31 protein-coding genes and 1 riboswitch are annotated in these 25,672 nt (G+C 33.0%); of the genes, 9 read left to right on the plus strand and 22 right to left on the minus strand.

The features are described from left to right. Position 1: 1 nt before the first annotated feature. Positions 2-715: a tRNA pseudouridine(55) synthase TruB gene (gene truB / locus ACXAG4_RS09725; RefSeq protein WP_475295882.1), complete on the plus strand. Its 714-nt coding sequence runs from the start codon at positions 2-4 to the stop codon at positions 713-715. A gap of 43 nt (positions 716-758) precedes the next feature. Next, the gene (locus ACXAG4_RS09730; protein ID WP_475295883.1) at positions 759-1,487 is read left to right on the plus strand and encodes a hypothetical protein; all 729 of its coding nucleotides are present in this window, start codon (positions 759-761) and stop codon (positions 1,485-1,487) included. Here the strand turns inward: ACXAG4_RS09730 and ACXAG4_RS09735 are convergent. Then, positions 1,471-2,088 carry a thioredoxin family protein gene (locus ACXAG4_RS09735; RefSeq protein ID WP_475295884.1) on the minus strand — a complete coding sequence of 206 codons (618 nt, stop codon included), beginning with the start codon at positions 2,086-2,088 and terminating at the stop codon, positions 1,471-1,473. The genes ACXAG4_RS09730 and ACXAG4_RS09735 overlap by 17 nt on opposite strands. Before the next feature lie 94 nt (positions 2,089-2,182). Between ACXAG4_RS09735 and ACXAG4_RS09740 the strand changes: the two genes are divergently transcribed. Genes ACXAG4_RS09740 through ACXAG4_RS09750 form a run of 3 tightly spaced genes read left to right on the plus strand, consistent with a single transcriptional unit; the run spans position 2,183 to position 3,987 of the window. After that, positions 2,183-2,749 carry a DNA-3-methyladenine glycosylase I gene (locus ACXAG4_RS09740; protein ID WP_475295885.1) on the plus strand — a complete coding sequence of 189 codons (567 nt, stop codon included), beginning with the start codon at positions 2,183-2,185 and terminating at the stop codon, positions 2,747-2,749. After that, the gene (locus ACXAG4_RS09745; protein ID WP_475295886.1) at positions 2,739-3,320 is read left to right on the plus strand and encodes a hypothetical protein; all 582 of its coding nucleotides are present in this window, start codon (positions 2,739-2,741) and stop codon (positions 3,318-3,320) included. Before ACXAG4_RS09740 ends, ACXAG4_RS09745 begins: the two co-directional genes overlap by 11 nt. Beyond that, positions 3,307-3,987 carry a DUF2490 domain-containing protein gene (locus tag ACXAG4_RS09750; RefSeq protein ID WP_475295887.1) on the plus strand — a complete coding sequence of 227 codons (681 nt, stop codon included), beginning with the start codon at positions 3,307-3,309 and terminating at the stop codon, positions 3,985-3,987. Before ACXAG4_RS09745 ends, ACXAG4_RS09750 begins: the two co-directional genes overlap by 14 nt. On the opposite strand, the gene aat is transcribed toward ACXAG4_RS09750, so the two are convergent. The 3 genes from aat to ACXAG4_RS09765 form a co-directional block, all read right to left on the minus strand. Beyond that, positions 3,984-4,613 (minus strand): leucyl/phenylalanyl-tRNA--protein transferase, encoded by a 630-nt coding sequence (aat, locus tag ACXAG4_RS09755; RefSeq protein WP_475295888.1) that lies wholly within the window; start codon positions 4,611-4,613, stop codon positions 3,984-3,986. The genes ACXAG4_RS09750 and aat overlap by 4 nt on opposite strands. Positions 4,614-4,692: 79 nt before the next feature. Beyond that, positions 4,693-5,073 carry a DUF3127 domain-containing protein gene (locus ACXAG4_RS09760; RefSeq protein WP_147134641.1) on the minus strand — a complete coding sequence of 127 codons (381 nt, stop codon included), beginning with the start codon at positions 5,071-5,073 and terminating at the stop codon, positions 4,693-4,695. Positions 5,074-5,092: 19 nt separating this feature from the next. After that, positions 5,093-5,971, minus strand: a complete 879-nt coding sequence (locus ACXAG4_RS09765; protein WP_475295889.1) for a flavin reductase family protein — start codon at positions 5,969-5,971, stop codon at positions 5,093-5,095. A gap of 120 nt (positions 5,972-6,091) precedes the next feature. Between ACXAG4_RS09765 and ACXAG4_RS09770 the strand changes: the two genes are divergently transcribed. Both ACXAG4_RS09770 and ACXAG4_RS09775 read left to right on the plus strand, forming a co-directional pair. Next, a complete protein-coding gene (locus ACXAG4_RS09770; RefSeq protein ID WP_475295890.1) occupies positions 6,092-7,243 on the plus strand; it encodes a sensor histidine kinase in 1,152 nt (383 codons plus the stop codon). Between the two features lie 3 nt (positions 7,244-7,246). Further along, complete coding sequence (locus ACXAG4_RS09775) at positions 7,247-7,609, plus strand: hypothetical protein (protein ID WP_475295891.1); 363 nt, start codon at positions 7,247-7,249, stop codon at positions 7,607-7,609. On the opposite strand, the gene ACXAG4_RS09780 is transcribed toward ACXAG4_RS09775, so the two are convergent. After that, on the minus strand, positions 7,587-7,982 hold the full coding sequence (locus ACXAG4_RS09780) for an HIT family protein (RefSeq protein ID WP_475295892.1): 396 nt from the start codon (positions 7,980-7,982) through the stop codon (positions 7,587-7,589). The genes ACXAG4_RS09775 and ACXAG4_RS09780 overlap by 23 nt on opposite strands. Positions 7,983-8,028: 46 nt before the next feature. Then, positions 8,029-8,502: a transcription elongation factor GreA gene (gene greA, locus ACXAG4_RS09785; RefSeq protein WP_475295893.1), complete on the minus strand. Its 474-nt coding sequence runs from the start codon at positions 8,500-8,502 to the stop codon at positions 8,029-8,031. Positions 8,503-8,670: 168 nt separating this feature from the next. Here greA and ACXAG4_RS09790 point away from each other — a divergent pair, with 168 nt between their 5' ends. Next, positions 8,671-9,099 carry a hypothetical protein gene (locus ACXAG4_RS09790; RefSeq protein WP_475295894.1) on the plus strand — a complete coding sequence of 143 codons (429 nt, stop codon included), beginning with the start codon at positions 8,671-8,673 and terminating at the stop codon, positions 9,097-9,099. Here the strand turns inward: ACXAG4_RS09790 and ACXAG4_RS09795 are convergent. From ACXAG4_RS09795 to ACXAG4_RS09870, 16 genes are all read right to left on the minus strand, one after another. Beyond that, entirely contained in the window at positions 9,096-10,148 is a 1,053-nt protein-coding gene (locus ACXAG4_RS09795; RefSeq protein ID WP_475295895.1) for a ThiF family adenylyltransferase, read from the minus strand. The genes ACXAG4_RS09790 and ACXAG4_RS09795 overlap by 4 nt on opposite strands. A gap of 6 nt (positions 10,149-10,154) precedes the next feature. Next, a complete protein-coding gene (gene thiH / locus ACXAG4_RS09800; protein ID WP_475295896.1) occupies positions 10,155-11,264 on the minus strand; it encodes a 2-iminoacetate synthase ThiH in 1,110 nt (369 codons plus the stop codon). 9 nt (positions 11,265-11,273) lie between these two features. Next, positions 11,274-12,044 carry a thiazole synthase gene (locus ACXAG4_RS09805; protein WP_475295897.1) on the minus strand — a complete coding sequence of 257 codons (771 nt, stop codon included), beginning with the start codon at positions 12,042-12,044 and terminating at the stop codon, positions 11,274-11,276. Positions 12,045-12,048: 4 nt separating this feature from the next. Continuing rightward, a complete protein-coding gene (gene thiE / locus ACXAG4_RS09810; RefSeq protein WP_475295898.1) occupies positions 12,049-12,693 on the minus strand; it encodes a thiamine phosphate synthase in 645 nt (214 codons plus the stop codon). A gap of 19 nt (positions 12,694-12,712) precedes the next feature. Further along, a complete protein-coding gene (locus ACXAG4_RS09815; RefSeq protein WP_475295899.1) occupies positions 12,713-13,468 on the minus strand; it encodes a hydroxymethylpyrimidine/phosphomethylpyrimidine kinase in 756 nt (251 codons plus the stop codon). Between the two features lie 15 nt (positions 13,469-13,483). Further along, a complete protein-coding gene (locus ACXAG4_RS09820) occupies positions 13,484-14,116 on the minus strand; it encodes a beta/alpha barrel domain-containing protein (protein WP_475295900.1) in 633 nt (210 codons plus the stop codon). Positions 14,117-14,224: 108 nt separating this feature from the next. Next, on the minus strand, positions 14,225-16,087 hold the full coding sequence (gene thiC / locus ACXAG4_RS09825) for a phosphomethylpyrimidine synthase ThiC (protein ID WP_475295901.1): 1,863 nt from the start codon (positions 16,085-16,087) through the stop codon (positions 14,225-14,227). Between the two features lie 100 nt (positions 16,088-16,187). Next, positions 16,188-16,391, minus strand: a complete 204-nt coding sequence (thiS, locus tag ACXAG4_RS09830; protein WP_147134602.1) for a sulfur carrier protein ThiS — start codon at positions 16,389-16,391, stop codon at positions 16,188-16,190. 86 nt (positions 16,392-16,477) lie between these two features. Then, a riboswitch (TPP riboswitch) is annotated at positions 16,478-16,594 on the minus strand. Positions 16,595-16,712: 118 nt separating this feature from the next. Continuing rightward, positions 16,713-18,956 (minus strand): TonB-dependent receptor, encoded by a 2,244-nt coding sequence (locus ACXAG4_RS09835; protein WP_475295902.1) that lies wholly within the window; start codon positions 18,954-18,956, stop codon positions 16,713-16,715. 339 nt (positions 18,957-19,295) lie between these two features. Beyond that, a complete protein-coding gene (gene arfB, locus ACXAG4_RS09840) occupies positions 19,296-19,703 on the minus strand; it encodes an alternative ribosome rescue aminoacyl-tRNA hydrolase ArfB (RefSeq protein ID WP_475295903.1) in 408 nt (135 codons plus the stop codon). Then, a complete protein-coding gene (locus ACXAG4_RS09845; protein ID WP_475295904.1) occupies positions 19,703-21,253 on the minus strand; it encodes a DUF4301 family protein in 1,551 nt (516 codons plus the stop codon). The genes arfB and ACXAG4_RS09845 overlap by 1 nt, the downstream gene beginning before the upstream one ends. Continuing rightward, complete coding sequence (locus tag ACXAG4_RS09850; RefSeq protein WP_475295905.1) at positions 21,253-21,822, minus strand: AAA family ATPase; 570 nt, start codon at positions 21,820-21,822, stop codon at positions 21,253-21,255. The genes ACXAG4_RS09845 and ACXAG4_RS09850 overlap by 1 nt, the downstream gene beginning before the upstream one ends. Further along, entirely contained in the window at positions 21,783-22,415 is a 633-nt protein-coding gene (pnuC, locus tag ACXAG4_RS09855; protein WP_475295906.1) for a nicotinamide riboside transporter PnuC, read from the minus strand. The genes ACXAG4_RS09850 and pnuC overlap by 40 nt, the downstream gene beginning before the upstream one ends. Beyond that, positions 22,399-22,659, minus strand: a complete 261-nt coding sequence (locus ACXAG4_RS09860) for a thiamine-binding protein (protein ID WP_475295907.1) — start codon at positions 22,657-22,659, stop codon at positions 22,399-22,401. Before ACXAG4_RS09860 ends, pnuC begins: the two co-directional genes overlap by 17 nt. Positions 22,660-22,763: 104 nt before the next feature. Next, entirely contained in the window at positions 22,764-23,489 is a 726-nt protein-coding gene (locus ACXAG4_RS09865; RefSeq protein WP_475295908.1) for a phosphoglycerol geranylgeranyltransferase, read from the minus strand. Position 23,490: 1 nt separating this feature from the next. After that, positions 23,491-24,117 carry a 4'-phosphopantetheinyl transferase family protein gene (locus ACXAG4_RS09870; RefSeq protein ID WP_475295909.1) on the minus strand — a complete coding sequence of 209 codons (627 nt, stop codon included), beginning with the start codon at positions 24,115-24,117 and terminating at the stop codon, positions 23,491-23,493. Between the two features lie 66 nt (positions 24,118-24,183). Here ACXAG4_RS09870 and ahcY point away from each other — a divergent pair, with 66 nt between their 5' ends. Beyond that, entirely contained in the window at positions 24,184-25,500 is a 1,317-nt protein-coding gene (gene ahcY, locus ACXAG4_RS09875) for an adenosylhomocysteinase (protein ID WP_475295910.1), read from the plus strand. Positions 25,501-25,672 lie beyond the last annotated feature (172 nt).

The raw sequence follows: 25,672 nt of genomic DNA on the forward strand, positions 1-25,672 counted from the left end.
AATGACTGCAGAAGATTATTTAACCGGACAGGTTTTACTTATTGACAAACCTTTGCAGTGGACCTCTTTTCAGGCAGTTAACAAACTACGCTGGGAAATTAGACGTGCCTTCAACATAAAAAAAATAAAAGTTGGGCATGCAGGCACCTTAGACCCTTTAGCAACTGGGCTTTTGGTTATTTGTACAGGAAAAAAAACGAAAGAAATAAACACATTTCAGGCTCAAATTAAAGAGTACACTGGCACATTTGTTATTGGCAGCACTACACCTTCTTTTGATTTAGAAACCGATATAAACGAAACGTTCTCTACTGAGCATATTTCCGAAGAAATAATACACCAAACCACTAAACAGTTTGTTGGTGACATTGAACAATATCCGCCTGTTTTTTCTGCTATTAAGAAAGATGGAAAACGCCTTTACGAGTTTGCTAGAGAAGGAAAAGACGTTGAAATAAAACCAAGAACAGTATCAATTTCTACATTTGAAATTACAAATATTACGCATGCAAACACACCAAAAACCAACAGCATTCATGTTGAATTTAAGGTGGTTTGTAGCAAGGGTACATACATACGCTCTTTGGCTAACGATTTTGGAAAAGCATTAAACAGTGGCGCGCATCTTTCAGTTTTAAGACGCACAAAAATTGGCGATTTCAATGTTGAAAATGCGGTATCTATTGAAAACTTCATAAAAAACCTTAACAACTAATTATTTCTATTTTACGTATATTGTAATACATAAACTTTAATTATTGCACTTAACAGATAAACATAAAGCCCTATTATTAACGTTTTTTGTTGCTGCATCAGTTATTCTTACTGTTTTTAGCTTCAGCTTAAAAAAACATAACGAACGTATAGCCGAAAGTTATTATGAATTAGAGCCTGAAGATCCGCTTTCTAAAGAAGAAACTGAAGTTTTAAACGCTTTAGATAAATTAAATAACACCAAAGCCGAAACCAATAGCGCTTTTAATGAAACACAAAACGCCAACCGTTTTGCTCAAGCCTACAAAACCATTGCACCACCCGAAGATTATGAACCACAAACAAGCGATATAAATGCTGCAGACACCTATACTGGTGGCTACAAAGAAAAATATAAAAACATGCAAAAGGCAGAAGAGTTGAATGAAGATTTACTTTCAAAATTCAACAAAGCAAATGCAGTTTTAAAAAAGCAAACAGGAGCTCATAATAATGCTAATAGCACCATTGGTTTTTCTTTAAAAAACAGAACCAAACAGCACATACCAATACCCGTTTACCTTTGCGAAGAAAATGGTAAAATAGTAGTAACCATTACTGTAAATGCTGCAGGCAATGTTATTGATGCTTATGTAAACAACGCATCAACATCAAATAACGCGTGTTTAATTGAACATGCTTTAGATTATGCAAAACAGTCTACCTTTAGTGTAGATGCTGCAAAACCATCACAAATTGGTACTATCACATTTAATTTTATTGGCAAAAACTAGGCTGAAATTTGCACAATAATTGTGTAATATCTTTTACTATTGTTTGGCCCTTATCATTATTATACCAATGTTGTAAATCTTCTTTAAATTCTGGTGTTAACGCGCCATTTTCAGCTTTAAACCTATTTACAAAATTAGTAGCCTCACTTGGTCTTGGCCCATAGGTTGCAAGCACCTCTTCGGTACTATTATCAATCATTATTAATTTCGGTATAGATTTGCTTCCGTTAGTTAAAAACATATCCATTAAAGCTTCGTTTTCATCTCTTAAAACTACTTTTAAAGTAATATTAGGGTTTACTTCAGCAATTTTATTTAGCGCGGGCATTACATGGGCCGCATCTCCACACCAACTTTCTGTAATTACTAACCAGGTTACAGGTAGTTCAAAATCAGCCAATATAGCTTTTTGTTTTGGGTCAATTTTTAAAGTTTTATCCCAACGTTTCATTCGGCGCGCACTTAATTTGGTATAGTTAATACGCGCTTCACTTTTGTCTTCTCCTGTTGTGTTGTTATTTGCTGCCAATGTATCAATTACCTCGCGGTAGGTATTGTAACTAATACTTTTATTTAAACTAGTTTTTATAGTTGTATTCATAGTAATAATATTTTTGCAACGTTGTAAAATTAGTATCTTGCCATTGCTTATTGCATGATATTTGTCATAAACACACTTTAAAACTTACAAAGTTATGAATGCTAAAAATAGATGCGCTTGGTGTAAAGATGATGCGCTCTACCAAAAATACCATGATGAAGAATGGGGCGTTCCTGTTTATGATGATAACACATTATTTGAATTTTTAATTTTAGAAACATTTCAGGCTGGTTTAAGTTGGATAACCGTATTACGAAAACGTGAAAATTTCAGAAAAGCTTTTGATAATTTCGATTATAAAAAAATAGCCACTTACAACCAAACTAAAATTAACAGCTTATTACAAAACGCTGGAATTATTAGAAATAAACTGAAGGTAAATGCTACCGTTACCAACGCACAAGCTTTTATTAAAATTCAGGAAGAATTTGGAAGTTTCAGCAAATATATTTGGGGCTTTGTTGATGGTAAACCCATTAAAAACAACTTTAAAACACTTGCCGAAGTTCCTGCAAACACGCCTTTAAGTGATACAATTAGTAAAGATTTAAAGAAACGCGGATTTAAATTTGTAGGCACAACAGTTGTTTATGCGCATATGCAAGCAACAGGTATGGTTAATGATCACGTAACTAACTGTTTTAGGTATAATGAAGTTTAAAAACTATATTTTTTTAGCGCTACTTTGTAATGCATTTTGTTTTTCGCAGGTGAAAAATGAAAAAGAAGAACGCATTAAACAAACTGATTTTCCTGAATTAGCAAGCTCCTATTTTAACTTTTTAGCAAATAATGTTAGCTACTTAAAATTTTATAAAGAAACCGATGGTGAAAAAGTTAGTTTTGAAACCAAATTTAAACTTAAAAAACTACACTACAGCGTTGAATTTGACAGCATTGGCACTTTAGAAGATATAGAAATATTAATAAAACAAAAACATATACCAAAGGCATCATTACAAAAGATTAAGCGTCATTTTTCTGATAAATTTGAAAAAATAAGATTCATTAAAATTCAAAAACAGTTTATAAACAATAGCAATAAAACAGACAAACAGTTTATTGAACACATTGTAAATAACCCCAACCAAAAACCTACACATTTTGAAATTATTGCCGAAATTAAAACCAAAGAGCGTCACGAATTAAGAGAACTTACTTTTAATGAAAATGGTACTTTTAAAAAATCTAGAAGAGTTACGTCTGCTTCATACGAGCATGCATTATATTAAAAACACACTACACATATTACTTTTTTTAATAATATATACAGCTGCTTCAGCACAAAATAACTTTAGTAGTTTGGGTGAAACCATGGCATCTGTAAACCATAATTTCAGTAAAGAATACAGTGCTAATTTTGCTGTTAGAAGTAGGTATTTTTTATACCAAAACAACTTAAACTACAAACAACAACAAGTAGATTTTTACCATTTTTCAACTTTTAAACTAAACTTTATTCACAAGTTAAGCTTAGGTATTTATTTCCGTAACCGAGATTGGTTTAACACGGGTAGTGATGAGTGGCGTTTTACACAACAGTTTAATATAACCAAACAAAAACTAGGCATACGATACGGCCATAGAATACGGTTTGAACAACGAATATTTAACGCCTTTACTGCCTTTAGGCAGCGTTATAGATTTGCTGTAGATTTTCCGTTGAATGGCGAAAAACTAAACATTGGAGAAACGTATTTAGTAGCCAGTACCGAAGCTTTAGTTAGTTTTAGTGAAGCTCATAAACCTTTATTTGACCAAAGATTTACAACATTAATTGGCTGGCAAATAGACCAGCACTTGAAACTACAAAGCGGCTTAGAATTTAGGTGGGAAAGTTATAATGTAAACGCTAAAAACAATCTTTATTTATTAACGACTGCGGTACTTAAAATTTAAGCCTCTAAATACTGTAAAAATAAATCTCTAGCTATATTTTCGGCACCTAAGCTTTGTAAATGGTCTGTATGTACTTGGCAATCTATAAGTTTATAATTACTGTTTTGTATAAAGGTTATAAAACCCACTTTACTAGCATTGCTTACTTTGGCAAACATACTTTCGCCACAAAACACGCCATTTTTTAAATCTACACCATATAAACCGCCAACAAGCTGGTTGTTTTGCCAAACCTCAACCGATATTGCCAAACCTACTTTATGTAAGTTTACGTAGGCGTCAATCATGCTATCAGTTATCCAAGTGCCTTGTTGCCCAAAACGTTTAATTTTTGAACATTCTTGCATTACTTGTTTAAATGCGGTGTTGGTAGTTACTTTAAAGCGCTTACTACGCAATACTTGTTTCATGCTTTTTGAAACCTTTAATTTATTAGGAAATAACACAAACCTAGGGTCTGGGCTCCACCAAAGTATAGGCTCTTCAGCATCAAACCAAGGAAAAATACCCGATTTATAAGCAAGTACTAAACGGTTTACAGATAAATCTCCTCCAACAGCTAATAAACCTTCGGGTGTAGCTTCATTCACACTAGGAAACCATAAATTTTTACTTATATAATGCATGTTGTAAAATTAAAAAACCTCAACATAAAATGCTGAGGTTTTTTTAATATTCCTGTGTAAACAGAATTATTTAATATCATTAAAATGGTAAATCATCATGATCTTCTTCGTTTAAATTTCCTGCTGGCTCAAACGCATCAGTTGGTGGTACGGGTGGTAAATTACTATCTCCTGCTGCTTGTTGTTGCACTGCTTCAATTCTCCAACCCTGTATAGAGTTAAAATATTTGGTTTCACCTTGCGGATTTACCCATTCTCTTCCTCTTAAATTAATATTTATTTTTACTTGTTGCCCTACTTGGTAATTGCTTAATAAATCGGTTTTATCTTGCACAAACTCTACCATAATATGTTGTGGGTACTGCTCTTCTGTAGTAACAACAATTTCTCTTTTTCTAAAACCATTAGCTCCAAAAGTTTGTGTTTCTCCTATTACTTTTATTCTTCCTTGAACTTCCATTACTTAAAATATGTATTTATTATTTACTCTTACTTAATAAAATTTTCCAAGCACTTTGCACATCGCCATAACTTAAATAGTTACTGGCTAGTTTATGCTTTTCTCTATGCGATGCGGTTTTTATATTAGGATACCTGCTTGCTAACTTTTTAATAAATGCATCAACTTCATCGTTACTTGGTAATGCTTCAACATTGCCTAACATACCTAAATCATTTCCTGTTAAAATCATTGAATTTTTTACATGCTCAGGAAAATTATCAACGCCAATACCTAAGGTTGATAATGGTTTAGGTATTTCAAAAAAGCCTCTTCTGGCTCTACTGTAAAAACTACCACCTGCTCTGGCAACTAAATCTAATCGTTTTTGATTTATGGTGTTATCTTCATTTATAACTTCATCATCAATATGAAGTTTTAAAACTTCACAAATAACCAAATTACCTGCACCACCCTCGGTGCCTAAAGCTATAACTTGGTTTACCTTACACTCTAACTGCACTGGCGATTCTGCAACTCTAAACGGCTTAACCACATCAGATTTTAACATAGTTAAACCTGCTTTTTCAAATTCATTTACGCCTTCAGGGTACTCTGTACTTGATAATGACATTTGTTGCACCAAATCATAATTAACCACATTTATAACCACTTCCTTAATACTTTCAACATTATGCAATGTGTGTTTTGTAGTGTTATCTCTTACTCTTCGCGCAGGCGAAAAAATTAATATAGGCGGATTTGCACTAAAAACATTAAAAAAGCTAAACGGCGATAAATTGGCTTCTCCCTTATCATTAATTGTACTTGCAAAAGCTATAGGTCTTGGTGCAACAGCACTTAACAAATAACTATGTAATACGCTGGTTGATAGGTTTTTTGGATTAAATGACGCCATTAACAAATTTAGTTTTAACAAAGGTAACTATTATGTGTTGTTTGAAAAAACAGAATTACTAACAACTAGCACAATAATATTAACAGAATTGCATTATATTACAATGTAAATGTATAGTTAATGCTTTTTACTAAAAACCAAAACACATTTAGGTGGATAATTATTGCCACTTCTTTCATTATTGTTTCTGTTATTTTATGGAAAACCTACGAGTTTTTTCAGCATTTTAAGCATGAAGAACGTGTGAAAATGGAAAATTGGTCGTTTGCACAATCTGATTTAATTAAAACAGACAACCTAAACGAAAACATGGGCGATTTACCATTACAGGTAATTACTAGTAACAAAACCACACCCATGATTATGGTTAACAGAGATGGCAGCATAGATTTTAACAACATAGACCCAAAAAAAGCACAAGACACCGCCTATATTAACAAACTTATTTTAAAATTTGAACAAGAAAACACCCCTATAAAAGTAAAGTTTGATGGTAAACTTTACAACACCATTTATTACGGCAACTCACCTTTATTAAACAAACTAAAATACTACCCATTAGCATTAATACTAATTGTGGTACTGTTTGGCGCGGTTATTTTCTTCTTTTATAGTAGTAATAAAAATGCTACCCAAAACAAACTTTGGAGTGGTATGGCAAAAGAAACGGCTCACCAAATTGGTACACCATTATCTTCTTTAATTGGTTGGACCGAAATTTTAAAAACCGAAAATGTAAACCCAGATTATATTATTGAAATTGAAAAAGATATTGATAGACTACAAATTATTGCCGAACGTTTTAGTAAAATAGGCTCTTTACCTACACTAGAAACCGCTAATATTGTTAAAGAAACCATTACTGCTTACGATTATTTAAAAGCAAGATCATCAAACCTTATAAATTTTAATTTAATAACATCTGAAAAAATAATACCTGTTAAACTTAATAAACAGCTTTACAGTTGGACTATTGAAAACTTAGTTAAAAACGCCATTGACGCCATGAAAGGCCGCGGTAGTTTAACTATTGAGATTTTACAACTTGAAAATCTTGTTAAAATACAAGTAACCGATACCGGAAAAGGCATTGCAAAAAAAGATTTTAATAAAATTTTTGAACCCGGTTTTACAACCAAAAAACGTGGTTGGGGTTTAGGTTTATCGCTTACTAAACGTATTATTGAAGATTTTCATAATGGAAAAATAAAAGTACTTTCTTCTGAAAAAAATAAAGGCACCACAATACAAATTACCTTAAAATATGCTTAAAACATGAAGGAATCATTTATTAATTTAAAAGAGGTTACTTTAAAAAATAATTGCCCTGAGTGCTACAATAATGAAGGCTTACGTTTAACCTTTACACAAAAATTTGTAGAAACTATGTTTTATAAATCTATTACAAACCAAATTGAACATGTTTTAGAGTGTAAAGTTTGTAAAACAACTATTTACCCTGTGCAATGGACTGATGATATTGATCGTGTTTTTGAATATCAGCAAAAAGCTGTTACGCCAAAAAAAGCTTCAAAATATTTTAAGAACACTTTTTGGGCTACCATTTTATTAGGAATTTTGTTAGTTATAACAATTACGGTGATGCTAGTAAATCCTAATATTCTAGGTGTTTTTTAATAGCAGTGGCTACACTTTCAAATGCTTCAGGTGTTAAGGTTTCCTTTTTTATAAAACGTGCATCATCCATACTATGCAGTGGTATTAAGTGAACATGTGCATGTGGCACCTCTAAACCTATAACGGTTATACCTACGCGTTTACAGGGTATAGCTTTTTCTATAGCTAAAGCAACTGTTCTTGAAAAGCGCATAAGCCCATTGTAAGTAGCTTCATCTAAATCAAAAATTTTATCAATCTCTTTTTTAGGAATACAAAGTGTATGTCCTTTACTATTTGGGTTTATATCTAAAAAAGCTAGAAAATCATCGGTTTCTGCTATTTTATAACAAGGTATTTCGCCATTAATTATTTTGGTAAATATTGAAGCCATAATTATATTTTAAACCTGCCAGATAACACTAGCAAGTTTTAGTTTTTTATCTAGAAATTTCTACAATATCAAATTTCATTACACCACTTGGCACTTTAATTTCGGCAACATCACCAACAGATTTACCTAATAAACCTTTACCAATTGGCGAGTTTACTGAAATTTTACCGCTTTTTAAATCGGCTTCACTTTCAGCCACCAACGTATAAGTCATTTCCATACCATTGGTTTGGTTTTTTATTTTCACTTTTGAAAGCACTAAAACTTTTGATGTATCTAACTGAGATTCATCAATTAATCTTGCTGTTGAAAGTGTTTCTTCTAATTTAGAAATTTTCATTTCAAGTAATCCTTGTGCTTCTTTAGCGGCATCGTACTCTGCATTCTCACTTAAATCACCTTTATCTCTAGCTTCAGCAATAGCTTGAGATGCTTTTGGGCGTTCAATATCTTTAAGCTGTTTTAGCTCATCTCTTAATTTTTTTAATCCTTCAGCTGTGTAATAAGATACTTTACTCATAACTTCATCGTTTATTTAATAACTTGAAATGCTGAAATACAAATAGTTTAAAATCTGTAAGTTCAGCATAAAAAAAATCCCGTTCTCACGAGATTGTAATGCAAATATACAAAATATTTAAGTTGGTTTACTTTTTGTTGTAAATTGCAATCCATTTTTTTACTGATTATGAAAATAATTTATAGCATACTTATTTTACTGGTTTTAAGCGCTTGTAGCAGTAATTCTGCCACAGATGAAAACTGTAAATTTTTAATAGATATTAATGTTTATGAAACCATAAACCTAAGCTTACCACAATACAGCCAATTACCTTTTGCAGGTAACCCTGTTTATTTGCCAAATGCGGGAAATGCGGGAATAATTGTTGTTAGTACGGGAGCCGATTATTATGCTTGGGATGCCGCAGACCCAAATGTTATACCTAATGAGTGTTCGGTGCTAACACCTTCGGGTTTAAATGCTACTTCAAACTGTGCTACTAAAAACAAATACAGCCTTGTAACTGGCGAACCTTTGGAAAACCCAGAATTACGTTGCTCATTAAAATTTTACCGCGTAGAAAAAAGCGGAAATATTTTAACCATTTTTAATTAGCCAATACCATTTTTTAAATTTATTAAAGTTGCATTAGGTAGCTGCTCTTGTAAAAAAGCAATAGCTTTTTGGCTTCTAACACCAGATTTACAATACACAACCAAAGGTTTTTCAGTAGAAATATTTTGAAACTTTGTAGCTAATTCACCTAAAGGAATATGTTGGCCACCAATACTATGTTGAGCGCGTTCCCAAGGCTCTCTTACATCTAATAAATTATAGGCTGCTTTGTTAGTGTTTAAGGTTTCTATTAAAATGCTTTCTGAAGGTTTTTCAACACCACAAAACACGTTATAATCAGCTTCTAAAGTTGTAATTTTTAACGCTTCATTTTTACTAAAATCAAACATCATTTGTTCCATATTAAGCACATTAAACGTTAATAGCTTACCTGATAAAACAGTGCCTTTTTCTAATATAATTTTTAAAACTTCATTGGCCTGATAACAGCCAACAATACCCGGTAAAACACCTAAAACACCAACATCTGAACATGATGGCACTGAACCTGCACTTGGTGGTGTTGGGTATAAACACCTGTATGTTGGTCCGTTTTTATAATTAAATACTGATAGTTGCGCTTCAAACTTAAAAATAGAACCAAACACTAAAGGCTTGTTGGTAATTACAGCAGCATCATTACATAAATAACGTGTTTGGAAATTATCAGAACCATCAACAATAATATCATATTCTGAAAATAAATTGACGGCATTTTTTGTTGATAAAAACGTTTCAAAAACATTAAAATTAACGTGCGGATTGAGTTGTTTTAACCGTTTTGAAGCCGTTAATGCTTTAGGTTTACCAACATCATCAACCGTATATAAAATTTGACGGTGTAAATTACTAACATCAACCACATCACCATCAACAATACCAATAGTGCCAACACCTGCTGCGGTTAAGTATTGTAAAATAGGGCAACCTAATCCGCCAGCACCAATAACTAATACTTTTGCTTGTTTTAGTTTTTCTTGTCCTTCAAGGCCTATTTCATCAAGAATAATATGTCTGCTGTATATTTTTTTTTCGTTATCCGTTAGCATTTTGTGCTATTTAAAATGTTGCCAATCTTTCCAAACGGGCTCTAAACCTTGCTTTTTAAGCATTTGTGCAATGGTTTCGGTGGGGCGCTCATCAGATATTTCAAACTGTTCTAAAGTTTGAGGATCTACGGTGTAACCTCCAGGGTTTGTTTTACTTTCTGCACTTACCGATGTAATACCTAAATGCACCATGTGGTTTCTAAATGTTTCACTTTCTCTGGTAGACAAAGATAACTCAACATCTTCATCTAACAACCTAAAAGCACAAATGGTTTGTACCAAATCTTTATCTGTCATTTCTACTTTAGGCTCTAAACCACCACTGTGTGGGCGCAAACGCGGAAAAGAAATAGAGTACTTTGTTTTCCAGTAGGTTTTTTGCAAATATTTAAGGTGTAATGCTGTGAAAAAACTATCTGCTCGCCAATCTTCTAAACCAAATAATGCCCCTAAACCAATTTTGTGAACACCTGCACGCCCCAATCTATCGGGTGTTTCTAAACGATAATTAAAGTTCGATTTTTTTCCTTTGGGATGATGCTTTTTATATTCGGCTTCATGATACGTTTCTTGATATACCAAAACGGCATATAAACCAGCATCAATTAAGGTTTCGTATTCCTTTTGGTTTAATGGCTGCACCTCAATTGTAATATTTGAAAACTTGTCTTTTATAAGCTCAATAGCATGTTTAATATAAGGCACACCCACGGTTTTGTTAGCTTCACCTGTAACTAGTAAAATATGGTCATATCCTTTACTTTTTATGAAAGCGACTTCTTTTAAAATTTCGGCATCTGTTAATGTTCTTCGCGGAATTTTATTAGTCATACTAAAACCACAATAAGTGCATATATTTTGACATTCATTAGACAAATACATAGGAATGTACATTTGAATAGTGTTACCAAAACGCTTTTTAGTAATAGCCTTACTTTGTACTGCCATTTGTTCTAAATACGGTGCTGCAGCTGGCGATAATAGGGCTTTAAAATCTTCTAAATTGCGTTTTTGTTTGGCTAAAGCAATTTCTACATCGGTTGCTGTTTTGTTATGAATATTTGCCAATACATCATTCCAAGCATATGAATTAAATACATTTTTAAAAGATTGCATAACTACTATTTAGTTTAAAAATGAGGTTAACGGGCTACTAGCCTCGGCGTGTTGCTTAACACTTGCTAATTTTGCATTGTAAGCCATTCGGCCAGCTTCAACAGCCATTTTAAAAGCAACAGCCATTTCAACAGGGTTTTGTGATACGGCTATGGCTGTATTTACCAAAACAGCATCGGCACCCAACTCCATAGCATAAGCCGCGTGCGATGGGGCGCCAATACCAGCATCTACAATTACAGGCACATTACTTTGCTCAATAATAATGTCTAAAAACTCCATAGTTTTTAAACCTTTATTGGTGCCTATTGGTGCTCCTAAAGGCATAACACATTGTGTGCCAACCTCTTCTAACCGTTTACACAATACCGGATCTGCATGAATATATGGCATAACCACAAAGCCCTGTTTTACAAGTGCTTCAGCAGCTTTTAAAGTTTCAATAGGATCTGGCAATAAATATTTAGGATCTGGATGAATTTCTAACTTAATCCAATTAGTTTCTAAGGCTTCACGTGCTAATTGTGCTGCAAAAACAGCTTCTTTGGCATCTCTTACACCCGATGTATTTGGTAATAAATTAACATGTGGTTGTTGTATACTTTTTAGCATTTCATCATTTTGATTATGCGCTTCCACACGTTTTAATGCCACGGTTACCAACTCACTTTTTGAAGCTAAAATAGCTTCTGCCATTACGTTGTTTGCACTAAATTTACCCGTGCCTGTAAAGAGTCTTGATGTAAATTCTTTATCGGCTATTTTTAATGTATCGTTCATTATTTTATTTTTTAAAGCTGTAGCGTTGTTCTTGCGCACTACCAGCATTTAACAGCGTATGAAACGCTTTAATTTTATTAAAATCGCGTGTTATTTCTCCTGAAATTGCTATACCGTGAATACCTGTTTTTAATAATTCTGGCACATCATTTATTGTTATGCCTCCAATAGCTATAATGGGCATACTAGTATTTAAAGCATCAATAATTGACAAATAACCGTTTGCGCCTAAAATAGGACTTAACTGCTTTTTTGTTGTAGTAAACCTAAACGGCCCTAAACCTATATAATCTACCTTTTCATTAATACGTTGTTGGCAATCATTTAGCGTGTTGGCTGTACCACCTATAATTTGCCAGCTTTTTAAAGTTTTTCTTGCTATGGTAGGGTTAGCATCTGTTTTTCCAAGGTGTACACCGTCGGCATTTACAGCTTCAGCAATTTTATAATGGTCGTTAATTATTAATCTAGTTTGAAAATGACTGGTAATGTCTCTAGCTTCTTCGGCTGTTTTTAAGATTTTTTTTTCAGAAACATCTTTTAAACGCAATTGCACTAATTCTGCTCCGTATTGGCAAGCTTTTTGGATGTTTTCTAAATGCGCTTTTGGTGTGTTTCCTTGTGAAATATAATGTAGTTTATTTATCATTTTTTTACTAGTTTTTTTATTATATCTTATTGTGAATGCCTAAAAGTGATTCATTGGAATTTAAAAACCGCTCTATGTATATTTTTGATGAAACAGCCGCCTCCTCAAGTGGTAAACCCAAACAAATTTGAGATGCCAATGCAGATGATAACACACAACCACTACCATGTTTTTGAAACACCGTTTTAGCATTAGGTAATATGTTTACCATTACAATACCGCTGTGGTACAACTCATCAGTTCCTTTTTTATCGGTTCGGTGTCCGCCTTTTAAATAAACATTGGTTTTACTTGAAATATGCGCTATGGTATCTTCAATATTTTTATCTGGATATAGCATTTGTATTTCATCATAATTAGGTGTAATTAAGTAGCATTTTTTCCAGATTTCATCTAAAATATCTTGGTTTTCGGTAGTATGAAAATCGAAACCCGCCGTTGCTTTTATTATTGGGTCTAAAATTATTTTAACGTTAGCATTTAATGTATGCAACACATCAATTAAAACAGATAGTGTTTTCCAGTTTTTAACAATGCCTATTTTAACTACATTAATTGTAAACCTATCAAACAAGGTTTTTATTTGAGCAATTATTAAATCTTTTTCAACCCAAATACATTCTTTAAAATTGGTATCATTTTGAATTGTAATAGCTGTACATACTGATAAACCGTATAACCCATGAGCCTCAAAGGTTTTAACATCTGAAGTTAAACCTGCACCACCTGACGGATCATGACCTGCAATGGTTAGTATATATTTATGTGTTTCCATGTTATTATATTAAAACTAATTAAAATGACATTTCATTGTTTTGAAAACCTCAACAGGCGTATTACTTTGCCAAATACCACCCAAAACGCCTACGCCTTTATAACCAAGCTTATCAAATGCTGTTAAATTATTTGCTGTAACACCGCCCATACCTATAATTGTTTTATTAATGTGATTAACGTTAAAACCACGACCACTATACCCTTTTTTTGAAATAGATGAAAACACCGGACTTAGCAAATGATAGTTAAAAATAACCGGACAATTTTCTAATTCATCAGGTTCATGAAACGAAGAGCTTATGGTTTTTGTTTCTAACAAATTACATGTTACGTTTAATAATTTAGCGTACTGCGTAATAAATTGTTTTTTATTTATTGAAGATGGCATTGTGTTTAAAACCTGACGCCTTTTGACTTCTTGAAAATGAATACCTTTTAAATTAAAATTGTTTAATAGCTCATGAAAACGATGCGTTACTATACAATTGTGATATTTGGAATCTATTTGGTTTAAGTAATCACAATGTTGCTGATAATTCATATGAGGTTTTCTAAGGTGAAAATACTGCAGCCCGTTTTGAAACAATTGTTGAAGTACATCAATTTCATTTGTAACGTTATATTCTGGCGCTATTAAAACTATCATTTTTTTTGAGTTAGGGATTGTAGTGGAAATCCTTTTGCTTTTTTTGCAAAAGATTGCAACGGAAAGCCCGCCCACGCTTTTTCAGCGTGGGAACTCCCTTATTTTTATTTACAAATAAATTTCAGATCCTTTTTCTTTAAATTCTTCAGATTTTTCATTCATACCTTTTTGAAAAATTTCGTTGTTTTCATCAATATCATTTTCGGCAGCAAAATCTCTTACCTCTTGTGATATTTTCATTGAACAGAATTTTGGTCCGCACATTGAACAGAAGTGGGCAATTTTAGCACCATCGGCAGGTAAGGTTTCATCATGAAATTCGCGTGCTTTTTCGGGGTCTAAACCTAAGTTAAATTGGTCTTCCCAACGGAACTCAAAACGTGCTTTACTTAAGGCGTTATCACGGTGTTGAGCCCCTGGATGCCCTTTGGCTAAATCTGCTGCATGAGCTGCTAGTTTGTAAGTAACTACGCCTTCACGCACATCGTCTCTGTTTGGCAAGCCTAAATGTTCTTTTGGTGTTACGTAACATAAAACGGCGCAACCGTACCACGCTATCATTGCAGCACCAATACCCGATGTAATGTGGTCATAACCTGGTGCAATATCTGTAGTTAGTGGGCCTAAGGTGTAAAATGGTGCTTCATCGCAAGCCGCTAATTGCTTATCCATGTTTTCTTTTATCATGTGCATTGGCACATGCCCTGGGCCTTCAATAAAGCATTGTACTTCGTGCTTGCGCGCTAATTTTGTTAGTTCACCTAAAGTTTCTAATTCGGCAAATTGCGCTTGGTCATTAGCATCGGCAATTGAGCCTGGGCGTAAACCATCGCCTAAAGAAAAGGCCACATCGTATTGTTTTAAAATTTCGCAAATGTCTTCAAAATGCGTGTATAAAAAGTTTTCTTTGTGATGTGCTAAACACCATTTTGCCATAATGGAACCACCACGAGATACTATACCTGTAACGCGTTTAGCCGTCATGGGCACGTAACGCAATAAAACACCTGCGTGAATGGTAAAGTAATCTACACCTTGTTCTGCTTGTTCAATTAGGGTGTCTTTAAAAATTTCCCAAGTTAAATCTTCTGCAACGCCATTTACTTTTTCTAATGCTTGATAAATGGGTACTGTGCCTACTGGTACTGGTGAGTTACGAATAATCCACTCGCGCGTTTCATGTATATTTTTGCCGGTAGATAAATCCATAATAGTATCTGCACCCCAACGGCATGCCCACACTGCTTTTTCAACTTCTTCTTCAATAGATGATGTTGTGGCTGAATTACCAATATTAGCATTTACTTTAACTAAGAAGTTTCTACCTAAAATCATAGGTTCACTTTCAGGGTGGTTTATGTTATTTGGAATAACGGCGCGACCACGAGCAACCTCTGAACGCACAAATTCTGGGGTTATTTTTTTAGGAATTGAAGCCCCAAAATCTTGCCCTGGATGTTGTTTAGCTAATTCGGTCATTTCATCAATTTTTTGATTTTCACGAATAGCAATGTATTCCATTTCTGGGGTTATAATGCCTTTTTTAGCATAATGTAATTGTGTTACGTTTTGCCCTTTTTTTGCTTTTAATGGCTTTTTTAAGTGTGAAAAACGCATATGATTTAAACTAGTATCGTTTAAGCGTTCATTACAATATTGTGAAGAAAACTGACTTAATTGCTCTACATCTTTTCTATTTAAAACCCATGGCTCGCGTATTCTTTCAATTCCGTTGTGTACATTAATGTCTTTTTCAGGGTCAGTGTACGGGCCAGATGTGTCATATACCGTTACGGGCTCATTGGGTGTTACTTTACCCGTCATAGAATCTTTAGTATCACTTAGCGTTATTTGACGCATAGCTACTTTAATTTCAGGGTAAATTTGCCCTTTAACATAGATTTTTTTTGAATTTGGAAATGGATTTCTTGTAATTAATTGCGCTGTTGGTGCCGTGTCCTTTTTTTTCATTTTTTATTGCTTTTGGCTGTTGTAATGAGCCTTTGGTGTTTATATTATTTAAATTTATATTGAAGCTAATGGCTACTTAAAACCCAATATCTTTTAGCTTTTATCCGCCTTGAGTTGCTTGAATAATTAAAATAGTATCGCCGTTAAAAAGCACTTTGTTTTCCCAGTTAGCTTTTGCTATTATTTCTTGGTTAATAGCTACAGCAATGCCTTGGGTTGATGATACCGTGTTTGTTAAAAACTGTTGTAATGAAATATTTTTGGGTGCGCTTTGGGGTTTGTTGTTTACTGTTATTGTTATCATTTACACATGTTTTAAAATGACAACTTTAGGTAGAACGCCCCGTTTTTACGAAGTGTAGGTTTTAAAAAAACCTCTGTATTATTATAAATAAAACATTCACTTTTCCCTACGTAAGTACTAACTTCATCAGGTTCAAAGGGTAAATCTCAGTTTCAAAAAAAATTGACATTATCAATTTTAAGGAAACACCCCTAAAGTTTATCTTTAACAAAGATACTACTAATTTTATTTAAAATGAAAAAAGCACCTCTGTAATGAGATGCTTCTTCCTTTGGCAATTATAAGTTAATTGTTGCTTTCGTAGAAAAATTTAAATCTATTTTAAAACTTTAAAGTTACGCCTAATAGAAAGTTAGAGGTGGCTTGTGGATAGTAACCTGCGCCTTCTATTGTAGTAACTTCACCGGGTACAGACCAATCATCATCAAATGTGAAGAAAAATCCATTTGAAATATATTTTTCACCAAAAATATTATTTACTAAACCTGTAAGCGTTATAGATTTAAAAATTGATTTAGTTTTAATTTCATAAACAACATTTAAATCGTTTACAAAATAACTATCAAGCTTAGAAAATTCTGAGTCTATATTACCCATGTATTGTTCACCTACAAACTTGCTTAACAATGTAGCTTGAAAATTAGGCATAAAACTATACGTTAAAGCATTACCAACCACAACATCTGGTGAAAAGGCAATATTAGTTTCACCTAAGTTTTGCAAAACACCGTCGCGTTTAAAAAATGTTTCTTGGTTTTTATTTGAACTTATAGTAAAGTTAGGTTGTAGTGTTAATTTATTTAGAGCAACAGTAGCTTCAACCTCTAAACCAACTCTATAACTTTTACCTGTATTGGCTCTTATTTGAGCCCCAGAATTATCTAAAGCACCGGTTGCCACCAACTGCTCATTGTAAGCCATGTAATAAGCGTTTGCATTAAAGCCTACATTTTTGTTTTTGTAACGCCAACCTAATTCAAAATCGTTTAACTCTTCTGGTTTTACTTCTGGGTTGTTTTCAAAATCGCCTCTGCTTGGTTCTCTATTTGCTCTTGCATAAGAAAAATACAAATCGCTTTTTTCATTTAAACTATAATTGAAACCTAATTTAGGGTTAAAGAAATTAAACGTTTTATCTATTTTAAAAACTTCTAAATCTGAATTAATACCGCTTGTATCATAGTTAACACCTCTGTATTGCACATCGGCATAAAGGCTTAAATTATCATTAAGCTTGTAAGTTAATTTTGAGAACGCGTTGAAGTCATATTTATCACCATCACCTTCATAATAACGATCTCGAAAATTATTGGTGTTTGCATATTGTTCCCAAATTAACTCTCCAAAATGATTGCCATGATAGGTACTGTAAGACAAACCAGTAATGATGTTTACCTTATCATTTTTATAATTTACATTGGCATTTAACACATAAAAATTGTTATCTAACCATCTTCTGCGCACATAATCTTGAGAGGTTACTTCTTCGCCATTAACTGTTATTGGATCTTTGCCCAAAAATTCGAAACTAGCATCGTTTGCAAAAAACACATTTGAGTAGTAGTAATCATCAACAAATTCTTCAAAAAAGCCTCGACCGTCTGTATAATTTAAACCTAAGTTTGTGGACCAATTGTTGTTCCATTTTTGATTCCAATGTAATTGATAATGGTCTTGTTTGTAATCATCTACTTGGTTATCATAATACCCTTCAAAAACACCATTTTCATCTAACTGAATACCACTAATATTGTAACGTCTGTTGTCATTTATATTTGGGTTTGCACCCACTGCAGCCACATCTACAGGATTAAAACCGTACCAAGACTGGTATGTAATTTCATGCCCACCAAAAACCACAGCTTTAAGCAAAGTTCCGTTATTTACATAACTACCTTGTACAAAGTAACTTTTTAGGTTTGAAGTGGCTCTATCAATATAACCATCTGATTTTATTTGTGATAATCTACCAGCTAATTCAAAATGATTATTTAGTAAACCTGTACTAAATTTAACATTATGGCGTCTTGTATTATAACTACCAAAACTATGCGATGTTTCGCCTTGTGTTTCCTTTGAAACGGCATCGGTTAAAATATTTACACTAGCCCCAAAAGCACCAGCGCCATTTGTTGAAGTACCTACACCACGTTGCACTTGTAAACTTTCTACCGATGATGAAAAGTCTTGTAAATTTACCCAAAAGGTTCCTAAACTTTCAGCATCATTATAAGGTATACCATTAATAGTTACGTTGGTTGAACTACCACTTACACCACGCACTCTAATACCTGTGTAACCTATACCAGCACCGGCATCACTAGTTGTTACAACCGATGGTAAATAGTTTAATAAAACAGGAATATCTTGCCCTAAATTGCGCTTTGCAATTTCTTCTTTGCTTACATTTGAATGTGTAATGGGCGAATCTGCATCTACACGTACTGCTTTTACTAAAACCTCGTCTAGTTTTTGGGTTGAAGTTGAATCTGTTGTTTTGTTGTTTTGTTGCGCATTAATTGTGGTAAAACATATTAATGCGAATAAAAGAATTAAGTTTTTCATGTCGATTACATAAAACGTTATAATCGAATAAAAAGAGGTAATTATTCTTCAGTTTATATTAAATTGATTTTTAGAAAATGTGATACTTATTTAATATTCAAACTGCTTTAAATTTAACAGTTTAGTATAACATAATCTTTAATTCCTAAACAGCATTACCTGTTCTAGGTTCAATGGGTATGATCTCAGCCTGATTCCAATTGTCAATCATATTTAGCGGTTAACAGTTTTACTGCTTACTGAAAATTTGGACTGATTACTGGATGTAGCACCCCTTTTTGAGAACGCTGCAAATGTACTAACCAAATAGTAATTATTAACTATTTGTTTACTAATTTTTTAGTTTAAATTAGGTTTTTGCCTATTAGCTTTTTTTAAAGCCTGTTTCTTTTTAGTGTCTAATCTTTTTTTAACTACGGCTTTTGGTACTTTGGTTGCAATACGTTTTTTAGGTTTAATTAACGCTGTTTTTATTAGCTGCAAAAACCTACGTATTGCCAATTCTTTATTTTTAAATTGACTTCGGGTGGTGGCACATTGTAATATTAACACGCCGTTGTTGGTAAGCTTATTTTTTAGTTTTAAAAATATACGTTGTTTTTGCTCTTGGGTTAAAACATTTGATTGAGACACGTTAAAACTAAGCTCAATTTTTGTAGCTACCTTATTTACATGCTGCCCACCACTGCCCGAGCTTCTTACGGCTTTGAAATTAAGTTCGTTTATTAAATTATTTTGGTTAAACATTAATTTGTTTGGTGTGCTGGTTTTAGTAAATCGTTTACTGTTTTTACGGGGTTAAAGGTTTCTAAAGGTACTTCAACAAATACGGTAATCCAGTCTGCCATACTACCATTCCAAAGTCCAGGTAACTCTAAAGCTTTAATATCTGTACCGTTTTGTGTTTTCATGGTAATAAAAGCGGCATCATAATCTACATAATCTTTCAAATTAAATTTTTCACCTTTATAATTTTTAACGGCACACACTAAATCTGTTGGGTTAAAATGTGTGGCTTTGTAAACAATACTTTGTTGTTCTTTACTACTAAAATTTATTTGAGCAAACTCTACAATTTGTAATGATACATTACCATTAGCTTCTTTAACCCAAAATGGTCCGCCACCTGGTTGTCCTTCATTTTTAACCATACCGCAAACACGCATTGGCCTATTTAATTTTTTCTTTAAATAGACTTTTTTCTCTTCAAGCGAAAGTGTATCAAACTGTTTGGTTACAACAACATTTAACCTGTGAATTAAAAAAAGTGCCATTATTTTTAGGTCTTCTTCATTACAAGTATTTGTATCTAATTTATTTAGAAATTCAAACACTTTGTTTTGAATGCTAAGTAAAACACCTGCCAATAGTTTTTTGTATTCAGAAATGGCTATATTTTTACTTTCAACAGTTATGTTATCAATATTTTTTATGAAAATAAAATCGTAGTTTAAAGCATCTAAATTCTCTAAAAGCGCACCGTGACCTGCGGGTCTGAACAAAATAGAGTCATCTTCATTTCTAAAAACTTTGTTGTTTGATTTTAAAGCAACTGTTTCTGTTTCTTGTTTTTGATACGAATAACTTACATGAAAATTAACACCTGTTTTATCTGTAATTGATTTGTTAACTTTATCAAATTCTGCTTCAAAATATTTATGATGTTTTTCAGAAACTGTAAAATGAAGATGTGCTTTATTATTTGATGAAGCGTAGATTGTTGACTCTAACAAATGCTCTGTAAAAGCCGAAACATATTCATTTTTATATTTATGAAACGGCAACAGCCCTTTTGGGTAAAAACTGTAGTTTAAAGCGCCTTCGCTTAACATGGTTTTTACAAAAACAACACGCTGCTCATCTTCAGGTAAAGCGTTGTAATTTAAAGTAGTTTTTTCTATTTTTTTTATAACATCATTATAAAACGGAAATGCCTGTAAATTTGAAAAAAATGTATCTACTAAGTCATTGCTCTGCGCTTTAATGTATGCTTTTAAGGTTTCTTTTTTAGGATTGAAAGTTTTTAAAAACTGAAACAAAAATTTAAACATTCTTGTAGCAGCACCCGAAGCCGGCACAAACTTAACAATAGACAATGCGTCTTTTTGTTTTTCATAAAGGTTAATATACTCTTTGGTTTCAGCAGCATTAAAACTTTCAATGCCTTTATTAATAGTTGCTGCAGCCAATAATTTTGAATAAGACATGCCATTTTTTAAGCGTTCTATTTGGCTATGTACTTGGTCTATTGTTATGCCTTTGTTATGTATTTGCTGTATATCTTTTTCGGTAAACATTATTTATTGTTTTTTAATAGCTTATCTATATGTTTTACGGCCTCATTTAAGCGTTCTGTTTTACTTCCTTTTAACAACACAAATGGCCTGTTTTGCTTAATTAATTCGTTTTTAAAGGCTTTAAACATTTGTTTTCTTTCGTTGGGTTTATCGCGTAAATCATCGGCTTCCCAAGGGACATCAATATAAGTTAAAAAATATAAATCGTAAGTATTTTCAATGGCAAATTTATGTAAAGTTTCATTGCAAATACCTCCGTAATACACTTCAGAATATACTTTAGTTTCTAATAAATCTGTATCACAAATTAAAACGGTATCTGTTTTTTGTGCTAGTGCATTTTCTAACCGCATTTGGCCAATGGCTATGGGTAACAAATCGTGTGGTTCGCAAGTTTTTCGTTCGTTATTCCATTTATCTTGTAAATATTCACGAGCGTATTCTGGCACCCAAACCGAATTGTAATAGCGCGCTAACTGCCTAGACAAGGTAGTTTTTCCGGTAGATTCTGGCCCAAATAAAACTACTTTTACGCAGTTTGCAGGTTGTTGTTTAAGCTGTTTTTCCATGCTTTGTAACCGTAAATTGCAATAACGGTAAATATTAAATATTGAAGTGATGTAAACACCAAGCCTTTATACAAATATAAGGGCACAGAAATAACATCGCCAATAATCCAGTACACCCAATTTTCTAATTTCTTTTTAGCCATAAGCCACATGCCAACAAAAAATATAGCCGTTGTAGTGGTATCAACATAAGCCGTCCAGTTATTAAACTTATTATTAACCAAATAAATAACAGCTACAAAAATTAGTGTTAACACAAATATAACAACAGTATATTTTTGCTCTTTTTTAGTGGTTTTGGTAACAGGCACTTGGCTGTTATTGGCATCTTTTCTTGTCCAGTAATACCAACCATAAATACTCATTGTAAAATAATACGCATTAATTAGCATATCACCCAAAAGACCGTAAACTAACAATATATAAACAAAAATAGCGGTACTAATTATACCCGATGGGTACACTAAAATATTTTCTTTTTTTGAATACCAAACTGATAAAAAACCAAAAAACACACCAATAAACTCCAACACAATTAAATGCGTTGGTATGCCTTGATATTGCGAAAATAACCAATTAAAAATGTGGCTCATAATCGTGTCTGTTTGATTTTACAATTTTCATATAAAGTAAGCCTTTATCAATAAGCTCAAAAGCTTCTTTTATTTCTGTAGTTAATACATGCATCACTTCGTCATAATTACCAAAAACCTGAGTGCTCAATGGGTTTTCTATTACTTTTAAGTTTGAAGCTCTTAACTTTTTTATAAAATGAATTATAGCTGGCTCAAAATTATCTTGTAATGGCGTTAATGTTAATTCTACTGATATTTCCATTTAATATTTCTTCTTTTCATTTCCACGAAGGTGGAAATCTTAGTGTTTCTAATTTTATTGAAATACTTAAACAAGCTCTCTACAACCAGGTTTAGTACAACAATTTATTTCCTTAAATCATCAAAAAAAGATGCATCATTTTCAAAAGCAGTACCAATAACAACTAGGTCTGCTCCATTTTTAAATACATTTTTTAATTGTAATTTGGTTTTAATGCCACCACCAACTATTAATGGCACATTAAGTTCTTTTTTTACGTTGTTAATTACTTTTAAAGGAACATGCTTTTTGGCACCACTACCGGCTTCTAAATACATTAATTGCATTCCTAAAAGTTCTCCTGCCTTTGCCGTATCAACAATATATTGAGCGTTATTTTGATCTAGTGGTTTTGTTCCTGTTACACGCTGTACCGCTGTGTCATTGCCGCCATTAACCAGTAAATAGCCCGTTGGTATTACCTCTAAATTTGTTGCTCTTAATTTAGAAACTGCTTTTACATGTTTACCAATAAGATATTCTGAATTTCTGCCAGAAATAAGAGATAAAAACAAAATACCATCGGCTTTATTTGTAATTTGGTTGGTATCTCCTGGAAATAAAATAATGGGTAAATTAGTGTGTTTTTTTATTTCATTTACCAAAACATCCGTTACATTTTCATGTACTGTACTGCCGCCAACAAAAATATGAGTTGTTATAGATGCATTTAACTTCAACATAAAATTGGCTACTTGTACCACTTCCATTTTATCCGGATCAATTAAAACAGCTAATAATTTATTACCCTTTAAAGCCGCTGTTTGTATGTTTTTGTATATAGTGTTCATACTAAGCAATGGCATAAGCACAGGTAAAACCTTCAAACGCTAAAAATGTTATGTTATAACGGCACTTTTTGTTGTTATAATCAATCCAAGCCAAGGTTTGCTCGTCTTCAATATTAAAAGGAATTACTAAACAATGATTTTTAAAACTTAAACCAGGTGTAGCATATAATTTGTATAACGATTCTTTTACACACCAAATTACGGTAAGTTTTTTTATGTAATCATTAGCGTTTTTATCTAAATACAAATTTTCATAATCAATAAACTTATGCGCAATTAAAGATATTTTATCGCGTTGTTTTTCAACATCAATACCTACTTTACAATTGCTTACAATCATTGCCGAAAAATTAAACGAGTGTGTTATTGAAATTTGTTTACCATCTTTTAAATAAGGTTTTCCAAAATCGTCATAAAATAAATCGGTATCTGTATACCCAAACTCCCTAAGCAAATGGCGTACACTTAAAAATCCGCGTTGGTGCATTTCACTTTTCATACTGTTAACTCTATTAAGGCTATTTTCAGTAAGTTGTAAAGGCGCCATTAATGCGTTAAAAGATTCTGTAATCTTCCAAATTTTAACACATGTTTGTAAATTAGGTGTAAGGGTTTTATAAAGAGGCATTTAGTTTTATGAAAGTTATTGGTTATCTTTGCACTTTAAATTAAAAAGACCCACAAATATAATAATATGAGTACAAAAACAGTTGCTTACGTTCCTAATAAGGTTAAAGATATTTCATTAGCCGCTTGGGGAAGAAAAGAAATTGAATTAGCCGAAGCTGAAATGCCAGGTTTAATGAGCTTACGCGAAGAGTATAAAAACTCGCAACCACTTAAAGGTGCGCGTATTGCAGGTTGCTTACACATGACTATACAAACAGCCGTTTTAATTGAAACATTACAAGCTTTAGGTGCCGAAGTAACTTGGAGTTCTTGTAACATTTTTTCTACACAAGACCACGCAGCCGCTGCCATTGCCGATGCCGGAACCGCTGTTTACGCATGGAAAAACATGAACGAAGAAGAATTTGATTGGTGTATTGAACAAACTCTTTTCTTTGGTGAAGACAGAAAACCTTTAAACATGATTCTTGATGATGGTGGCGATTTAACAAACATGGTTTTAGATAAATACCCAGAGTTAGTATCTGGCATAAAAGGTTTAAGTGAAGAAACCACAACAGGTGTACACCGTTTATACGAGCGCGTTAAAAACGGTACATTACCAATGCCAGCAATTAACGTAAACGATTCTGTTACAAAAAGTAAATTTGACAACAAATACGGTTGTAAAGAAAGTGCTGTTGATGCCATACGTCGTGCAACCGATGTAATGTTAGCCGGAAAACGCGTTGTAGTTTGTGGTTATGGTGATGTTGGTAAAGGTACAGCAGCTTCTTTTAGAGGCGCAGGAAGTATAGTTACCGTTACAGAAATAGATCCAATTTGTGCTTTACAAGCTGCCATGGATGGTTTTGAAGTTAAAAAACTAGAAACCGTTGTTGGTAATGCCGATGTAGTAATTACAACTACAGGAAACAAAGATATTGTAAGAAGCGAGCATTTTGAAGCTATGAAAGACAAAACCATTGTTTGTAACATTGGCCACTTTGATAACGAAATAGACATGGCTTGGTTAAACACAAACCACGGAAACACAAAGGTTGAAATTAAACCACAAGTTGATAAATATACCGTTAACGGAAAAGATATTATTGTTTTAGCCGAAGGCCGTTTAGTAAACTTAGGCTGTGCAACAGGACACCCAAGTTTTGTAATGAGTAACTCATTCACAAACCAAACCTTAGCACAAATTGAACTTTGGAACAACGCCGAAGCCTACAACAATGATGTTTACATGCTACCAAAACATTTAGATGAAAAAGTAGCAAAATTACACTTATCTAAAATTGGTGTTGAGTTAACCGAGCTACGCGAAGACCAAGCAACATATATTGGTGTAACCGTAGAAGGACCTTATAAACCTGAGCATTATAGATATTAATCTAGACTTCTTAAGATTGTTAGAAAATTAAAAATCCCAAGCAGTGATGTTTGGGATTTTTTAATACTTCTCAATACAATTCTTCATACTTCAGAATCACTCAAAGTGGCGTTTTATAAAATTCATTAAACAAAATTTATTTTGGCATTTTGGCAATTGCTAAAGCACCGTG

This window comes from Seonamhaeicola sp. ABD4_175 (assembly GCF_056160885.1).

Excerpts from the sequence above, each read along its gene's own strand:
- truB (WP_475295882.1), top strand. The coding sequence starts at position 2 with ATGACTGCAGAAGATTATTTAACCGGACAGGTTTTACTTATTGACAAA.
- ACXAG4_RS09735 (WP_475295884.1), bottom strand. The coding sequence starts at position 2,088 with ATGAATACAACTATAAAAACTAGTTTAAATAAAAGTATTAGTTACAAT.
- ACXAG4_RS09740 (WP_475295885.1), top strand. The coding sequence starts at position 2,183 with ATGAATGCTAAAAATAGATGCGCTTGGTGTAAAGATGATGCGCTCTAC.
- ACXAG4_RS09745 (WP_475295886.1), top strand. The coding sequence starts at position 2,739 with ATGAAGTTTAAAAACTATATTTTTTTAGCGCTACTTTGTAATGCATTT.
- ACXAG4_RS09750 (WP_475295887.1), top strand. The coding sequence starts at position 3,307 with ATGCATTATATTAAAAACACACTACACATATTACTTTTTTTAATAATA.
- aat (WP_475295888.1), bottom strand. The coding sequence starts at position 4,613 with ATGCATTATATAAGTAAAAATTTATGGTTTCCTAGTGTGAATGAAGCT.
- ACXAG4_RS09760 (WP_147134641.1), bottom strand. The coding sequence starts at position 5,073 with ATGGAAGTTCAAGGAAGAATAAAAGTAATAGGAGAAACACAAACTTTT.
- ACXAG4_RS09765 (WP_475295889.1), bottom strand. The coding sequence starts at position 5,971 with ATGGCGTCATTTAATCCAAAAAACCTATCAACCAGCGTATTACATAGT.
- ACXAG4_RS09770 (WP_475295890.1), top strand. The coding sequence starts at position 6,092 with ATGCTTTTTACTAAAAACCAAAACACATTTAGGTGGATAATTATTGCC.
- ACXAG4_RS09775 (WP_475295891.1), top strand. The coding sequence starts at position 7,247 with ATGAAGGAATCATTTATTAATTTAAAAGAGGTTACTTTAAAAAATAAT.
- ACXAG4_RS09780 (WP_475295892.1), bottom strand. The coding sequence starts at position 7,982 with ATGGCTTCAATATTTACCAAAATAATTAATGGCGAAATACCTTGTTAT.
- greA (WP_475295893.1), bottom strand. The coding sequence starts at position 8,502 with ATGAGTAAAGTATCTTATTACACAGCTGAAGGATTAAAAAAATTAAGA.
- ACXAG4_RS09790 (WP_475295894.1), top strand. The coding sequence starts at position 8,671 with ATGAAAATAATTTATAGCATACTTATTTTACTGGTTTTAAGCGCTTGT.
- ACXAG4_RS09795 (WP_475295895.1), bottom strand. The coding sequence starts at position 10,148 with ATGCTAACGGATAACGAAAAAAAAATATACAGCAGACATATTATTCTT.
- thiH (WP_475295896.1), bottom strand. The coding sequence starts at position 11,264 with ATGCAATCTTTTAAAAATGTATTTAATTCATATGCTTGGAATGATGTA.
- ACXAG4_RS09805 (WP_475295897.1), bottom strand. The coding sequence starts at position 12,044 with ATGAACGATACATTAAAAATAGCCGATAAAGAATTTACATCAAGACTC.
- thiE (WP_475295898.1), bottom strand. The coding sequence starts at position 12,693 with ATGATAAATAAACTACATTATATTTCACAAGGAAACACACCAAAAGCG.
- ACXAG4_RS09815 (WP_475295899.1), bottom strand. The coding sequence starts at position 13,468 with ATGGAAACACATAAATATATACTAACCATTGCAGGTCATGATCCGTCA.
- ACXAG4_RS09820 (WP_475295900.1), bottom strand. The coding sequence starts at position 14,116 with ATGATAGTTTTAATAGCGCCAGAATATAACGTTACAAATGAAATTGAT.
- thiC (WP_475295901.1), bottom strand. The coding sequence starts at position 16,087 with ATGAAAAAAAAGGACACGGCACCAACAGCGCAATTAATTACAAGAAAT.
- thiS (WP_147134602.1), bottom strand. The coding sequence starts at position 16,391 with ATGATAACAATAACAGTAAACAACAAACCCCAAAGCGCACCCAAAAAT.
- ACXAG4_RS09835 (WP_475295902.1), bottom strand. The coding sequence starts at position 18,956 with ATGAAAAACTTAATTCTTTTATTCGCATTAATATGTTTTACCACAATT.
- arfB (WP_475295903.1), bottom strand. The coding sequence starts at position 19,703 with ATGTTTAACCAAAATAATTTAATAAACGAACTTAATTTCAAAGCCGTA.
- ACXAG4_RS09845 (WP_475295904.1), bottom strand. The coding sequence starts at position 21,253 with ATGTTTACCGAAAAAGATATACAGCAAATACATAACAAAGGCATAACA.
- ACXAG4_RS09850 (WP_475295905.1), bottom strand. The coding sequence starts at position 21,822 with ATGGAAAAACAGCTTAAACAACAACCTGCAAACTGCGTAAAAGTAGTT.
- pnuC (WP_475295906.1), bottom strand. The coding sequence starts at position 22,415 with ATGAGCCACATTTTTAATTGGTTATTTTCGCAATATCAAGGCATACCA.
- ACXAG4_RS09860 (WP_475295907.1), bottom strand. The coding sequence starts at position 22,659 with ATGGAAATATCAGTAGAATTAACATTAACGCCATTACAAGATAATTTT.
- ACXAG4_RS09865 (WP_475295908.1), bottom strand. The coding sequence starts at position 23,489 with ATGAACACTATATACAAAAACATACAAACAGCGGCTTTAAAGGGTAAT.
- ACXAG4_RS09870 (WP_475295909.1), bottom strand. The coding sequence starts at position 24,117 with ATGCCTCTTTATAAAACCCTTACACCTAATTTACAAACATGTGTTAAA.
- ahcY (WP_475295910.1), top strand. The coding sequence starts at position 24,184 with ATGAGTACAAAAACAGTTGCTTACGTTCCTAATAAGGTTAAAGATATT.